The following is a 12,572-nucleotide window of genomic DNA, read 5'->3' on the forward strand; positions in this document are numbered from 1 at the left end:
ACCGGCTGTTATTTTGACACTTGAAAGATCGAAGGTGCGTGAGCCTGCACCATCCACCTGACTGGCTCTCGACGCGACAAGCGCCGTCACCGGAAACCGAAACGCGCCTTGCCGGCGCTGTTCGGGCCCAATCCCTGGGCATCATGCTGCCGCACTTTCGCGCAGCAGCATGAAAATATCATCGTTGCCGGTATGGCCCCCAGGCCGGTTCGCGCACGTCGCCATCGGAAAGTACGAGGCGCTGGCGAACCTGACCGTCAGCCGATACGGCGTACAGCACGCCGCGACGTCCTTCGGTAGCGGCATAGAGCAGCATGCTGGCATTCGGAGCAAAACTCGGGGACTCGTCAATCGGGCCCGGCGAGAGGAATCGCACCTGGTCACCCAGGCTGCGATCCATGATGGCAATACGATACACGTTCCCATTGCCCTGCACCATCGCGATCTGCTTGCCGTCGTAGCTCACCGAAGCGTTCGCGTTGTTCTGGCCCTGGAAACTGATCCGCTGCGGCGATCCGCCGCTGGCCGGGACCTGGTAGATCTGCGGCCGGCCGGAACGGTCGGAGGTGAAATAGATGCTCTGGCCGTCCGCCGACCAGACTGGCTCGGTGTCGATTGACAGGCTGTTGGTCAGGCGGGTTTCATGGCGGCTGCCCAGGTCCAGCACGAACAGTTCGAGGTTGCCCACGTAGGACAGGGCCACCGCCAGCTTGCTGCCGTCCGGCGACCACGCCGGCGCACCATTGATGCCGCGGGGGTGCGACTCCACCAGCTGGCGCGAACCGGTGGTGATGTCCTGCACGTAGATGTTCGAGTTGCCGCTCTCGAACGACACATAGGCCAGCTTCTTGCCGTCCGGCGACCAGGCCGGCGACAGCAGCGACTCACGCGAACGGGCCACCACCTGCGGGTTGTAGCCGTCCGAATCGGCCACCAGCAGCGAATACGTCGTGTTGTTGCCCAGGCCGACGGCGGTGATATAGGCGATGCGGGTCCAGAAGGCGCCACGCACGCCGGTGATCTTCTCGTAGATCACGTCGGCGATCTGGTGCGCCACGCTGCGCAGGTCACCGGCAGGCGCCGGCGGCATCTGCTGGTGCAGCAGGCTCTGCTGCTTGTTGACGTCCCACAGCTCGTATTCGACCTGGACCATGCCGTTGCCGGCGTCCCTGATGCTGCCGACCACGATGTAGTCCTGCTTGAGCAGGCGCCAGGTCGGGAACTTGATGTCGGCTCCCTTCGACGGGAACTCCACGATGTCGCTCTTGGCCAGCGAACGGAACTTGCCCGAGCGGTTGAAATCGTTGCGCATCACGTCGGCGACATCGGTCGACAGCGGGGCGCCGCCGGCCTGGGCAAACGGCACCACCACGATCGGCGTGGCGGTCTTGACGCCACCGACGATGTCCACATTCAGCGACTGGGCCGCGGCAGGACCGGCGAACAAGGCCACGGCGGCCAGCAGGATGATGGCGAAGCTTGAGCTGAATTTGCGCATGGGCTTGATCATTGCGGCCTGAATGTGAAGGTAAGGTTGCGTTGGAACACGCTTTCAAAACCCTTGTACGGCAGGGTCTTGGTGCGCAACACCGCGTTTTCGACCGAGCGGCGACCTGCCTCGTCGTACGGACAGCTGGAATCGACGGTGGCACTCATCACGTCGCCACCGGGCGATTGCACGATATGAACCTGACAGGGGAGCGCCGCTATGTTATCCGGCCTTAACCAATTGGGCGTGACCGCATTCTGAATGGCCGCGGCGTATTCGTCGGCCAGGTTGCTGTTCGGGCTGTTGTTGCCGGACTGGCGCTGGTCGGCGGCCGGCAGGTCGGGCTGACCGTCATCCTGGGCGTTCTTGAGGTCCTCCAGCTGCTGCTTCGCCTGCCTTGCCTTGTTGTCCAGCTGCCTGGTCTGGGCCGAGGCCGCATCCATCTTGGCGAACAGCGCGTCGAGCTTCTTCTTCTCCTCGGCCTTCTTCTTCGCCGCCTCGGCATCCAGCTCGGACTGGCGCTGGCGTTCCTTTTCTTCCTGCAACTGCCTGGCGTCTTCGGCCTGCTTGGCGGCGTCCTCGACCACGCGTTCCTGGTCCTTGACGTCGACATGCTTGGGCGGCGGCGGCAGCTGGCTTACCGGCGGGGTCACCGGCGGTGGCGGGGTCGGCGGCGGGATGGTCGGCGGCGGCGGGGTGGAATCGGGCACGGGCCTGGCCTTGACCGCCTTCGGTGGCGGGCTGCCGGTGCGCCCGATCAGGGTCGCCTCGATGATCGGCCCCTGCAGCTCCAGCGGCTTGGCGCAGGCAATCGGGTTCATCCACGCCGGCAGATGCAGCGCGTTGAAGAAATTCTCGTAACTCGAACACGGCAAAACCGCGAGGAACAGAAACCCCACGATGCCGATGTGCAGGATGGCGGAGACTACGACCGCCTTCGGCGTCGCCTTACTTTCGTCCATCGGACGTGCTCTTGCCCTGCACCGGCTGGGCCATCAGGCCGACCTTGGAGACGCCGGCCTGCTGCAGGTCGGCCAGCACCTGGACCACGCCGCCGTAGTGCCCCTGGTCGTCGCCGGCCACCAGCACGTTGACGTCCGGATTGGTGCGCACGAACGCGCCGACCTTGGTCTGCAGCGCCGCCGCGTCCAGCAGTTCCTTCTCGGCGCCGGGCAGGGTCAGGAACAGCTGGCCGTCCTGCTTCACTGTGACGATGACCGGGTCCTTCTTCTGCTGCAGCGACTTGGCGTCAGCCTGCGGCAGGTTCACGTCCACGTTGGACTTCATCATCGGCGTGGTGACCATGAAGATGATCAGCAGCACCAGCATCACGTCGATGTAGGGCACCACGTTGATTTCGGATTTGAGCTTGTAGCGCCGCTGACGGCCGGAGGTTCGCATGAGTGCTCTCCGCTCAGGCGACGTCGTCGGTCTGGATCTGCCGCTGCAGCACGGAGGAGAACTCCTCCTGGAACACGTCGTAGCGCGAGGCGATGCGCTCGACCTTGGTGGCATAGCGGTTGTACGCCCACTGCGCCGGGATCGCGGCGAACAGGCCCATGGCGGTGGCGATCAGCGCCTCGGAGATGTGCGGGGCGACCACCGCGATGGTGACGTCCTTCATCTCGCCCAAGCCCTGGAACGCACCCATGATGCCCCACACCGTGCCGAACAGGCCCACGTACGGGCTGATCGAGCCGACGTTGGCGAGGAATTCCAGGTTGCGCTCGAGCAGGCCGATCTCGCGCGTGCCGGCGACCTGCATGGCACGCTCGGAACCCTCGATCACGCTGCGGGTGTCATGCGTCTTGCGCTGACGCTGGCGGGCGAACTCGCGGAAGCCGGACTCGAAGATGTTCTCGATCCCGCCGGTGCCGCCCTGGCGGCTGCTGACCTCGCGGAACAGCTGAGCCAGGTCGCCGCCGGACCAGAAGCGCTCCTCGAACTCCTCGGCGTTCTCCATCGCCGCCTTGGTCTGCGAATACTTGCGCACGATGATGACCCAGGACAGGAACGAGAACACCAGCAATACCAGCAGCACCAGTTTCACCGGCAGGCTCGAATCCGCGATCAGCGTGAAAATGTTCAGTCCACCGTTCATTGCTTGCAGGTACTCCGCCGGTTCGGCTTGGTTGTTCTTTAAGGAATCAGGTCGGCCGGAATCGGTGCCGGCCGCATGCGCTGGAGATCGACGCAGGCCACCCGCACGCTGGCGCGGATCAGGCAACTGCCGTCCGCCTTCATGATCGTCTGGGTGAACAGGATACTGGCAGCGCGCCGTTCTTTGACGTCGACCGTTACCGTCAGTTCATCATCCAGCAGGGCTGGCTTGAGAAAGTCGATGTGCATGTCGCGCACCATGAAGGCCAGCCCGGTGGCCTGCTTGTACGCCAACTGGTCCACGCCCAGCGCGCGCATCCACTCGCTGCGGGCGCGCTCCATGAAACGCAGGTAGCCGGCGTGATAGACCACGCCGCCGGCGTCGGTGTCTTCCCAGTAGACCCTGACCTTCCAGCTGAAAGGCAGTTGCGCGGCCGGCTCAGACATCGCCAGCCCCCGCATCGAACAGGTCGGCCGCCTGCGCCTGGCGCGGCGGCGGGGTCAGCCCCAGGTGACGCCAGCCCTTCGCGCTGACCATGCGGCCGCGGGCGCTGCGCACCAGGTAACCCTGTTGGATCAGGTATGGCTCGACCACGTCTTCCAGCGTGCCGCGGTCCTCGCTCAGCGCGGCGGCCAGGGACTCCACGCCGACCGGACCGCCGTCGAAATTTTCGATGATCAGGCCGAGCAGGCGCCGGTCCAGTTCGTCGAACCCCTGCGGGTCGATCTTCAGCATGTCCAGCGCCGCCTGTGCCGCCGCCAGGGTGATCTCGCCGCCGGCGCGCACCTCGGCGTAATCGCGCACCCGGCGCAGCAGGCGATTGGCGATGCGCGGCGTGCCGCGCGAGCGGCGGGCGATTTCCTGCGCCCCTTCCGGCGCGCAGCTGATGCCGAGGATCTTCGCCGCCCGGCGCACGATCGCGGTGAGCTCGTCGGTGGTGTAGAACTCCAGCCGCTGCACGATGCCGAAACGGTCGCGCAAGGGCGCGGTGAGCATGCCGGCGCGGGTGGTGGCGCCGATCAGGGTGAATGGCGGCAGGTCCAGCTTGATCGAGCGGGCGGCCGGGCCTTCACCGATCATGATGTCGATCTGGAAGTCTTCCATCGCCGGATAGAGCACTTCCTCGACCACCGGCGACAGGCGGTGGATCTCGTCGACGAACAGCACGTCGTTCGCCTCCAGGTTGGTCAGCAGCGCGGCGAGGTCGCCGGCGCGTTCCAGCACCGGGCCGGAGGTGGAGCGCACGTTGACACCCAGCTCGTTGGCGATCACGTGGCTCAGCGTGGTCTTGCCCAGGCCGGGCGGGCCGAAGATCAGCACGTGGTCCAGCGCCCCGCCCCGCTTCCTGGCCGCCTCGATGTAGATCGACAGCTGTTCGCGCACCGCCTGCTGGCCGAGGTATTCGGTCAGCCGCTTCGGCCGGATGGTGGCTTCCAGCGCCTCGTCGTCGAGCTGGGCGGCGGCGGTGATGATGCGGGCTTCGGTCATGCCGCCATTATGGCAGGCGGATGAAACGGAGCGGGAATCACCGGCAAAGGCAGCCCTTCATGCCGGGAACGTGCTTTCCCGCACTTTCCCGGCTCGCCTGATCGGGCGATGCCCGATCAGGCTCCAAATGCCGATCGCAAAAACGATCGGCATTCGTGCGGCCCATCCGTGGGCCGCGGTGGAGATCCGATCCGCTATGCGGATCAGATCTCCACCTGCGCCCCCAGCTCGATCAGCCGGTTGCCGGGGATCTGGAAGAACGCGGTGGCGGGCAGCGCGTTGCGCGACATGAAGGCGAACAGCTTGTCGCGCCACAGCGCCATGCCGGGACGACGCTCGTCCGCCACGATGCTCTCGCGGGACAGGAAGAAGGTGGTGTCCATCATGTCGAAGGCGAGGCCTTCGCGCGAACATTGCGACAGTGCCTGCGGAATGTTCGGGTCCTCGGCGAAGCCGAAGCGCAGTTCCAGCGCGTAGAAATCGTCGCTTCCGGACGACAGCGCGGTGAGCTGGATGCGCTCGTCGGCCTCGGCCACCGGCGTCTCCAGGATGCCGACGGTGAGCAGCACGTTGCGCTCGTGCAGCACCTTGTTGTGCTTCAGGTTGTGCAGCAGGGCATGCGGCACGGCGCTGAGGTTGGCGGTGAGGAACACCGCCGTGCCGGGCACGCGCAGCGGCGGGTGCGCGGCCATGTTCTCGATGAACGGCGCCAGCGCCAGGCCGCCCTGCTTGATCTCGCGCACCACCAGCTCGCGACCGCGGCGCCAGGTGGTCATCACCGCGAACATCAGCAGGCCCAGCACCAGCGGGAACCAGCCGCCCTGCAGGATCTTCAGCGTATTGGCGCCGAAGTAGCTGAGGTCGATAGCCAGCAGGATCAGGCCCAGGCCGATCACCAGCAGCCGGCTCCACTGCCACATGCGGCGGGCCACGATCATCACCAGGACCGTGTCGATCGCCATCGTGCCGGTCACCGCGATGCCATAGGCGCCGGCCAGCGCATTGGACGAGCCGAAGCCGACCACGGTGGCGATCACCGCCACCATCAGGGCGCGGTTGATCCACGGCAGGAAGACCTGCCCGATCGCCTCGCGCGAGGTGTGCACCACCTGCATGCGAGGCAGGAAGCCCAGCTGGATCGCCTGCCGGCACACGGTGAAAGCGCCGGAGATCACCGCCTGCGAAGCGATCACCGCCGCCACCGTGGCCAGCGCGATCATCGGATACAGCGCCCACTCCGGCACCGAGTGGTAGAACGGATTGGCGATGGTCTCCGGATGCACCAGCAGCAGGCCGCCCTGGCCGTAGTAGTTCAGCAGCAGCGCCGGCATCACGAAGAAGAACCACGCGGCACGAATCGGCACCCGGCCGAAATGGCCCATGTCGGTATACAGCGCCTCGGCGCCGGTCACGCACAGCACCACCGAACCCAGCGCCAGGATCGAGGTCTTGCCATGGGTCATGAAGAACTGCACCGCATGCCATGGATTCAGCGCATGCAGCACTTCCGGTGCCTGAATGATGTTCCACACGCCGATCACCCCCAGCGCCAGGAACCACACCACCATCACCGGCCCGAAGATCGCGCCGACCTTGGCCGTGCCATGCCGCTGCAGCCAGAACAGGCCCAGCAGCACCGCCACCGTCACCGGCACCACGTAGTGCGACAGCGACGGCGCGGCCACCTGCAGGCCCTCGATCGCGGACAACACGGTAATGGATGGCGTGATCACGCCATCGCCGAAGAACAGCGCCGCCCCCAGCAGGGCCATCAGCATCACCGCCCGACGCGTGGCCACGGACTTGCCGCTGGCTCGCTGCGCCAGCGTCATCAGCGCCATGATGCCGCCCTCGCCCTTGTTGTCCGCGCGCATGACCAGGCTGACGTACTTCACCGCCACCACCATGATCAGCGACCAGGTCACCAGCGACAGGATGCCCAGCACCGTGCTCGGCCGCGGATGCAGGCCGTGCTCGGGCAGGAAGGTCTCGTGCATGGTGTACAGCGGGCTGGTGCCGATGTCGCCGAACACCACGCCGATCGCGCCGAGGATCAGCGTCGACTTGGCGCCACGCACGTGGGCGGTGTCACCGTGAGCCGATGGCTGGGCCGGGTTGTCTGCTTGCGTATTCATTGAAGTCCTGGCGAACTAGCTGCCCAGAGCGGCGCGCAGCGCCTTGCGGATGATGGCTTCGGCCGTATCGCCTTCCGCGGCCACTTTCTGCACCAGGCGGCTGACCTCGGCAGGCTTGTAGCCCAGCTGCTGCAGCGCCACGGTCGCTTCGCCGGCCGCATCGAGCGGTGCGCTGGCGCGCTGCGGCGACACGCCGGGAACGCCGGCCACGCCATCGAGCCGGTCGCGCAGTTCCACCACGATGCGCTCGGCGGTCTTCTTGCCGATGCCGGGGATCTTGGTCAGCGCCGCCACGTCACCGGCCTGCACCAGCCGCGCGAAGTGGTCGGTGGACACGCCGGACAACACGGACAAGGCGATCTTCGCGCCGATGCCGCTGACCTTGAGCAGGTTGCGGAACAGCGCGCGCTCGGTCTCGTGCAGGAAGCCGTACAGGGTGATGCCGTCTTCCTTCACCGCATGATGGATCAGCAGCACCACTTCCTTGCCCAGGCCCGGCAGGTCGTAGATGGTCGACATCGGCGCCTCGACGTCGTAGCCGACCCCGCCCACGTCGACCAGCAACGACGGCGGCTGCTTGCCGATCAGGGTGCCGCGCAGACGCCCGATCACCGGCGTCGCCCCGCGGTCTTCTTCATCCGCGACGCCTTCATCGGCGTCGCCTCCAAGCGGTGCGCGGAATGCCGACCCGGGCCAGGCTGGCCCGGGTGTGCGCGTGCGTGACCGCGATCGCCAGCGCATCGGCGGCGTCGGCCTGCAACGGGCCTTTCAGGCCCAGCAGGACACCGATCATGTGCTGCACCTGGGTCTTGTCGCCGCGGCCACTGCCGACCACGGACTGCTTCACTTCGGTTGCCGCGTATTCGTGCACCACGATCCCCTGACTGACCACTGCGCAAATGGCGGCGCCACGCGCCTGGCCCAGCTTCAATGCCGAGTCGGGGTTGCGCGCCATGAACACGCGCTCGATCCCGCACTCGGCCGGCCGATGCGTGGCGATGATGTCACACAGCTCGTCAAAGATGCGTTTGAGCCGCAACGGGAAAGTCGCCTCGCCCGCCACCGCAAGCGCGCCGTGGAACACATGGCTCAGCTTGCCCGTGTCGTCCACGTCGATGATGCCCACGCCAGTGCGCTGGCTGCCCGGATCGATGCCGATGATCCGGGTGGATCGGGATTCGGTCAAAGCCACGGCTCGCACCTGGCCATCTCGCGGGCGCTGGAACGAGCCACGAAACTCGCCTTGCGCACCAGCGAAACCGGAATCCCGAATCCCAAATCCCGGATTCCAGCGCCTTGCTGCTTCACGTCGGCAGCAGGGCGTTGTGCGACACCTCGCTGACATCATCCAGCGAGTCCAGCTTCTCGAGCAGGTCCATCAGCTGTTCCAGCGCCTCTTCCGGCACCTCGACGCGGTTGTTGGGGCGCATCACCACACCGGCGTGCAGCGCGCTCAGCCCCGCGTCGACCAGCGCCTGCTGCACCGCCTCGAAGTTTTCCGGCGCGCACAGCACGGTGCTTTCGCCGTGCTCGTTGACCACGTCATCGGCGCCGGCTTCCAGCGCTGCTTCCAGCACTTTCTCCTCGGCCGCCTCGTCGCCGCCGGTGGCAAACACCAGCTCGCCGCAACGGGTGAACTGGAACGCCACCGAACCGCTGGTGCCCAGGTTGCCGCCGTGCTTGGTCAGTGCGTAGCGCACGTCCGCCACGGTGCGGGTGGGGTTGTCGGTGAAGCTTTCGATGATCAGCGCGGTGCCGGCCGGGCCGTAGCCCTCGTAGCGCAGTTCCTGCATGTCGGCGCCGCCATCGGCACCGGAGCCGCGCTTGATCGCGCGCTCGATGGTGTCCTTGGTCATGTTGGCCGACAAGGCCTTGTCGATCGCCGCGCGCAGGCGCGGGTTGCCGCCAGGGTCTGCCACTCCGGCGCGGGTGGCGACGGTGATTTCGCGGATCAGCTTGGTGAACACCTTGGCGCGCTTGGCGTCTTCGGCGTTCTTGCGACCTTCGATGGACGGACCTCTACCCATGACGATTCCTGCACGACGGCGGTTGGACAAGCCGGGAATTTTACCTGAATTGAACCTGTGTGCCGGATCGCGGGGTGCGGCGTCTCAACGCGGCGCCGGCGGCGAAAAACGCCCGTGGCGCAGGAAACCGGCGGCCAACTGCGCCACTTCGGGCGAAAACAGCAGGCCGGTGTGGTTGGTTTCGACCACGCAATGGTCGGCAAGCCCCGGCAGGCGGGTCTCCTCGACCGCCACGGTGCCATCGTGCTCGCCCTGGAAATGGCCGAGCATGGCGCCCAGTCCCAGCGGCGTGCAGCCGGCGATCATGCCCACCTCGCGCGGGCCATCCCAGCGTTCGAGCCCCTGCTCCAGCAGCTCGCGGTTGTGCCCCAGCAGGACCTCGCCACCGCGCCCCCAGCCGGCAAAGCTGCGCGCCGCCGCACTGCCACGCAGCGGCGAACCGAGGCAGACGATGCGACCGGACGGCAGTGCGTCGGCGTCATGGCAGGCACGCAACGCGAGCAGCCCGCCCAGGCTGTGTCCGACCAGGTGCACGGCTTGGGCGTCGGCCTCGCCGAGCAAGGCGGTCATGCGCGCATGCAGCCGATCCAGGATGCGCTGCTCGGTGGCCGCCACGCTGAGGTAGTCGAAGCGATGCACGCGGAAACCCGCCTCCATCAGCCGGCGATGCAGCATGGACAGCGCGAAACCGCGCATCCACAGGCCGTGCAGCAGGATCACATGTTCAGACATGGCGAGCGCCGGGAAGAGTGGCCGGGGAGGCGGGAATCGAATACCTGGAAGCGGCCGGCGTGGACAACCGCCTCAAGCCGCCCACGCTCCTAAGCCCGCACCGCCACGTGCAGTTCCTTCAACTGCGCATCGCCGACCGGCGACGGCGCGTCGGTCATCAGATCCTGCGCGCTGGTGGTCTTGGGGAAGGCGATCACGTCGCGGATCGACTCGGTGCCAGCCATCAGCGCGGCGATGCGGTCGATGCCGAAGGCCAGGCCGCCGTGAGGCGGCGCGCCGAACTTCAGCGCCTTGAGCAGGAAGCCGAACTTCGCCTCGGCTTCGTCCGCGCCGATGCCCAGCAGCTCGAACACCGCACTCTGCATGTCCGGCCGATGGATACGGATCGAACCGCCGCCGATCTCGTTGCCGTTGAGCACCATGTCGTAGCCCCGGCTCACCGCAGTGGCGGCGTGGCTCTTCAGGTCGGCGATGTCGTCGATCTTCGGCGCGGTGAACGGATGATGCAGGGCGACGTAGCGCTGTTCTTCCGCGTCGTATTCGAACATCGGGAAGTCGGTGACCCACAGCGGCTTCCACTGCAAATGTGGGGAAACGCTACGCACGCCCGCATCGAAAGGCCCTGCGGTCTGTTCCCGACCAACCTTGAGGCGAACGGCCCCCATGAAATCCGTAACGGTTTTCCACTTGCCCGCGCCGAAGAACACGATGTCGCCGCTCTGCGCGGCGGTGGCTTTCAGCACGCCGTCCAGCGCCGCGTCGTCGAGGAATTTCGCCACCGGCGAATTGATGCCCTCGCGCCCCTTGGCCAGATCCTCGACCTTGAGCCAGGCCAAGCCCTTCGCGCCGTAACGCGAGGCGTATTCGGTCAGGCCGTCGATGTCCTTGCGCGACAGCGTGCTGCCGCCGGGCACGCGCAAGGCCGCCACGCGGCCGTCCGGAGCATTGGCCGGCTCGGCGAACACCTTGAACTCGACATGTTTCAGCGCATCGGCCACGTCGACCAGCTCCAGCGCGATGCGCAGGTCCGGCTTGTCCGAACCGAAGCGGCGCATCGCCTCAGCCCAGGTCATGCGCGGAAACGGGTTCGCAAGCTCCACGCCCTGCACTTCGCGGAACACGTGGCGGATCAGCTCCTCCACGAAATCCTGCACGTCTTTCTCTTCGACGAAGGCGAACTCCAGGTCGAGCTGGGTGAATTCCGGCTGGCGGTCGGCGCGCAGGTCCTCGTCGCGGAAGCAGCGGGCGATCTGATAATAGCGATCGAAACCGGCCATCATCAGGATCTGCTTGAACAGCTGCGGCGACTGCGGCAGCGCGTAGAACTGGCCCGGGTGCACGCGGCTGGGCACCAGGTAGTCGCGTGCGCCTTCGGGGGTGGCCTTGGTCAGGATCGGCGTCTCGATGTCCTGGAAGCCGCGCTCGTCCAGGTAGCGGCGCAGCGTCTGCACCAGCTTGATCCGCTTGCGCATCATCGCCTGCATCTCGGGACGGCGCAGGTCGAGGTAGCGGTAGGTCATCCGCATGTCTTCGTTGGGATTCTCGTGCAGCGCGAACGGCAGGTCCTTCGCGGCGTTGAGGATCTCCACCGTGTCGGCCAGCAGCTCGATCGTGCCGGTCTTCAGCTTGTCGTTGACCGACACGCGCGGGCGGATGGTGCCGGTGACACGCAGGCAATATTCGTTGCCGATCTCGCCGGCCACGGCAAAGGCCGCGGCGTTGTCGCGGTCGACCACCACCTGCGCCAGACCCTCGTGGTCGCGCAGGTCGACGAAGGCGACGTGGGCCTGCAGACGAATCTTGTTGACCCAGCCGCACAGGGTGACGGACTGGCCGATCAGCGACTCATCGATGAGGCCGCAGTAATGCGTGCGCATGCGTTGGAACTCCGGCGTCGCCGCGGGGCGACTTCAGGCAGGGGAAAAGACCGCCAAGTTTACCACCGCCGCGCGCCGCGGCGGACTGGCGGCGGACGACCGCCACCGGCCCGGGCCCGCATCACCAGCGGCGATCGACCAGGAACTGGCCGCGGCAACCATGCGCCACCCACACTCCGGCGCGGTTCCAGCCCCAGCTGTAGCCCTCGGTGCAGCGGGCATCGGAGAGCTGACGGCCCAGTCGCACGCTGCCGTTGCGGCCCACGTCGACCTGGCACATCTGGTACTTCTTCTTGTTGCTGTCGCACTGCAGGCTGATCCGGCGATTCCAGCCCGGGCCGGGCTGCCAGCCGCCGTGCGGATTGCCATGTCCCCGACGATCACCGCGGTTGTCACCATAGCCACCGCGCCCCGCCGGACCGAACAGGCCGCGACAACCGCGGTCGACCCACAAGGTGCCGTGGTCCATGCCCCAGCTCTGACCCTCGATGCAGGCGCCCTTGGACTCCTGCTTGTAGAGCTCAACCCGACGCCACGGCACGGCGCAGCGGGCATAGTGCCCGTCCTTGCTCACGCAGCGCACCGGCGTATCCGACTGCGCACGCACCGGTGGCGCGATCCCGAGCAGGCTGCCCAGCAGTCCTGCGATGACGATTCCACTGGTCCATCCGCTGATTGCGCGCATCCGTCTGGCTCCTCGCTGGCAGTGGCGGCAGCAGGATC

Annotated in this window: 13 protein-coding genes; all 13 read right to left on the reverse strand. The window is 66.7% G+C overall.

Annotated features, from left to right (window positions below):
• Nucleotides 1–178 precede the first annotated feature (178 nt).
• The 13 genes from tolB to I6J77_RS13900 all read right to left on the reverse strand — a co-directional run bounded on the left by tolB (nucleotide 179) and on the right by I6J77_RS13900 (nucleotide 12,534).
• Nucleotides 179–1,510: a Tol-Pal system beta propeller repeat protein TolB gene (gene tolB, locus I6J77_RS13840; RefSeq protein WP_200946195.1), complete on the reverse strand. Its 1,332-nt coding sequence runs from the start codon at nucleotides 1,508–1,510 to the stop codon at nucleotides 179–181.
• Complete coding sequence (gene tolA, locus I6J77_RS13845; protein ID WP_204109442.1) at nucleotides 1,507–2,451, reverse strand: cell envelope integrity protein TolA; 945 nt, start codon at nucleotides 2,449–2,451, stop codon at nucleotides 1,507–1,509. The genes tolB and tolA overlap by 4 nt, the downstream gene beginning before the upstream one ends.
• Nucleotides 2,438–2,890: a protein TolR gene (gene tolR, locus I6J77_RS13850; protein ID WP_007808412.1), complete on the reverse strand. Its 453-nt coding sequence runs from the start codon at nucleotides 2,888–2,890 to the stop codon at nucleotides 2,438–2,440. Before tolR ends, tolA begins: the two co-directional genes overlap by 14 nt.
• Before the next feature lie 13 nt (nucleotides 2,891–2,903).
• On the reverse strand, nucleotides 2,904–3,590 hold the full coding sequence (tolQ, locus tag I6J77_RS13855; protein ID WP_007808409.1) for a protein TolQ: 687 nt from the start codon (nucleotides 3,588–3,590) through the stop codon (nucleotides 2,904–2,906).
• Between the two features lie 38 nt (nucleotides 3,591–3,628).
• On the reverse strand, nucleotides 3,629–4,036 hold the full coding sequence (gene ybgC / locus I6J77_RS13860; protein ID WP_204109443.1) for a tol-pal system-associated acyl-CoA thioesterase: 408 nt from the start codon (nucleotides 4,034–4,036) through the stop codon (nucleotides 3,629–3,631).
• The gene (gene ruvB, locus I6J77_RS13865; RefSeq protein WP_204109444.1) at nucleotides 4,029–5,078 is read right to left on the reverse strand and encodes a Holliday junction branch migration DNA helicase RuvB; all 1,050 of its coding nucleotides are present in this window, start codon (nucleotides 5,076–5,078) and stop codon (nucleotides 4,029–4,031) included. Before ruvB ends, ybgC begins: the two co-directional genes overlap by 8 nt.
• A gap of 203 nt (nucleotides 5,079–5,281) precedes the next feature.
• The gene (locus I6J77_RS13870; protein ID WP_204109445.1) at nucleotides 5,282–7,213 is read right to left on the reverse strand and encodes a potassium transporter Kup; all 1,932 of its coding nucleotides are present in this window, start codon (nucleotides 7,211–7,213) and stop codon (nucleotides 5,282–5,284) included.
• Nucleotides 7,214–7,228: 15 nt separating this feature from the next.
• Nucleotides 7,229–7,825 carry a Holliday junction branch migration protein RuvA gene (ruvA, locus tag I6J77_RS13875; RefSeq protein WP_204109446.1) on the reverse strand — a complete coding sequence of 199 codons (597 nt, stop codon included), beginning with the start codon at nucleotides 7,823–7,825 and terminating at the stop codon, nucleotides 7,229–7,231.
• A 37-nt stretch (nucleotides 7,826–7,862) separates the two neighbouring features.
• Nucleotides 7,863–8,405 carry a crossover junction endodeoxyribonuclease RuvC gene (gene ruvC, locus I6J77_RS13880; protein ID WP_235577823.1) on the reverse strand — a complete coding sequence of 181 codons (543 nt, stop codon included), beginning with the start codon at nucleotides 8,403–8,405 and terminating at the stop codon, nucleotides 7,863–7,865.
• Nucleotides 8,406–8,517: 112 nt separating this feature from the next.
• Complete coding sequence (locus I6J77_RS13885) at nucleotides 8,518–9,240, reverse strand: YebC/PmpR family DNA-binding transcriptional regulator (protein WP_007808398.1); 723 nt, start codon at nucleotides 9,238–9,240, stop codon at nucleotides 8,518–8,520.
• 84 nt (nucleotides 9,241–9,324) lie between these two features.
• Nucleotides 9,325–9,972, reverse strand: coding sequence for a triacylglycerol lipase (locus I6J77_RS13890; protein ID WP_204109447.1), 648 nt, complete (start codon nucleotides 9,970–9,972; stop codon nucleotides 9,325–9,327).
• 89 nt (nucleotides 9,973–10,061) lie between these two features.
• On the reverse strand, nucleotides 10,062–11,849 hold the full coding sequence (gene aspS, locus I6J77_RS13895; protein WP_204109448.1) for an aspartate--tRNA ligase: 1,788 nt from the start codon (nucleotides 11,847–11,849) through the stop codon (nucleotides 10,062–10,064).
• Between the two features lie 121 nt (nucleotides 11,850–11,970).
• Nucleotides 11,971–12,534: a DUF3011 domain-containing protein gene (locus I6J77_RS13900; protein ID WP_204109449.1), complete on the reverse strand. Its 564-nt coding sequence runs from the start codon at nucleotides 12,532–12,534 to the stop codon at nucleotides 11,971–11,973.
• Between the last annotated feature and the right edge of the window lie 38 nt (nucleotides 12,535–12,572).

This window comes from Rhodanobacter sp. FDAARGOS 1247 (assembly GCF_016889805.1).
In the GTDB taxonomy this organism is placed as follows: domain Bacteria; phylum Pseudomonadota; class Gammaproteobacteria; order Xanthomonadales; family Rhodanobacteraceae; genus Rhodanobacter.

Coding starts and splice junctions, on each gene's coding strand:
- tolB (WP_200946195.1), bottom strand. CDS start 1,510: ATGATCAAGCCCATGCGCAAATTCAGCTCAAGCTTCGCCATCATCCTG.
- tolA (WP_204109442.1), bottom strand. CDS start 2,451: ATGGACGAAAGTAAGGCGACGCCGAAGGCGGTCGTAGTCTCCGCCATC.
- tolR (WP_007808412.1), bottom strand. CDS start 2,890: ATGCGAACCTCCGGCCGTCAGCGGCGCTACAAGCTCAAATCCGAAATC.
- tolQ (WP_007808409.1), bottom strand. CDS start 3,590: ATGAACGGTGGACTGAACATTTTCACGCTGATCGCGGATTCGAGCCTG.
- ybgC (WP_204109443.1), bottom strand. CDS start 4,036: ATGTCTGAGCCGGCCGCGCAACTGCCTTTCAGCTGGAAGGTCAGGGTC.
- ruvB (WP_204109444.1), bottom strand. CDS start 5,078: ATGACCGAAGCCCGCATCATCACCGCCGCCGCCCAGCTCGACGACGAG.
- I6J77_RS13870 (WP_204109445.1), bottom strand. CDS start 7,213: ATGAATACGCAAGCAGACAACCCGGCCCAGCCATCGGCTCACGGTGAC.
- I6J77_RS13885 (WP_007808398.1), bottom strand. CDS start 9,240: ATGGGTAGAGGTCCGTCCATCGAAGGTCGCAAGAACGCCGAAGACGCC.
- I6J77_RS13890 (WP_204109447.1), bottom strand. CDS start 9,972: ATGTCTGAACATGTGATCCTGCTGCACGGCCTGTGGATGCGCGGTTTC.
- aspS (WP_204109448.1), bottom strand. CDS start 11,849: ATGCGCACGCATTACTGCGGCCTCATCGATGAGTCGCTGATCGGCCAG.
- I6J77_RS13900 (WP_204109449.1), bottom strand. CDS start 12,534: ATGCGCGCAATCAGCGGATGGACCAGTGGAATCGTCATCGCAGGACTG.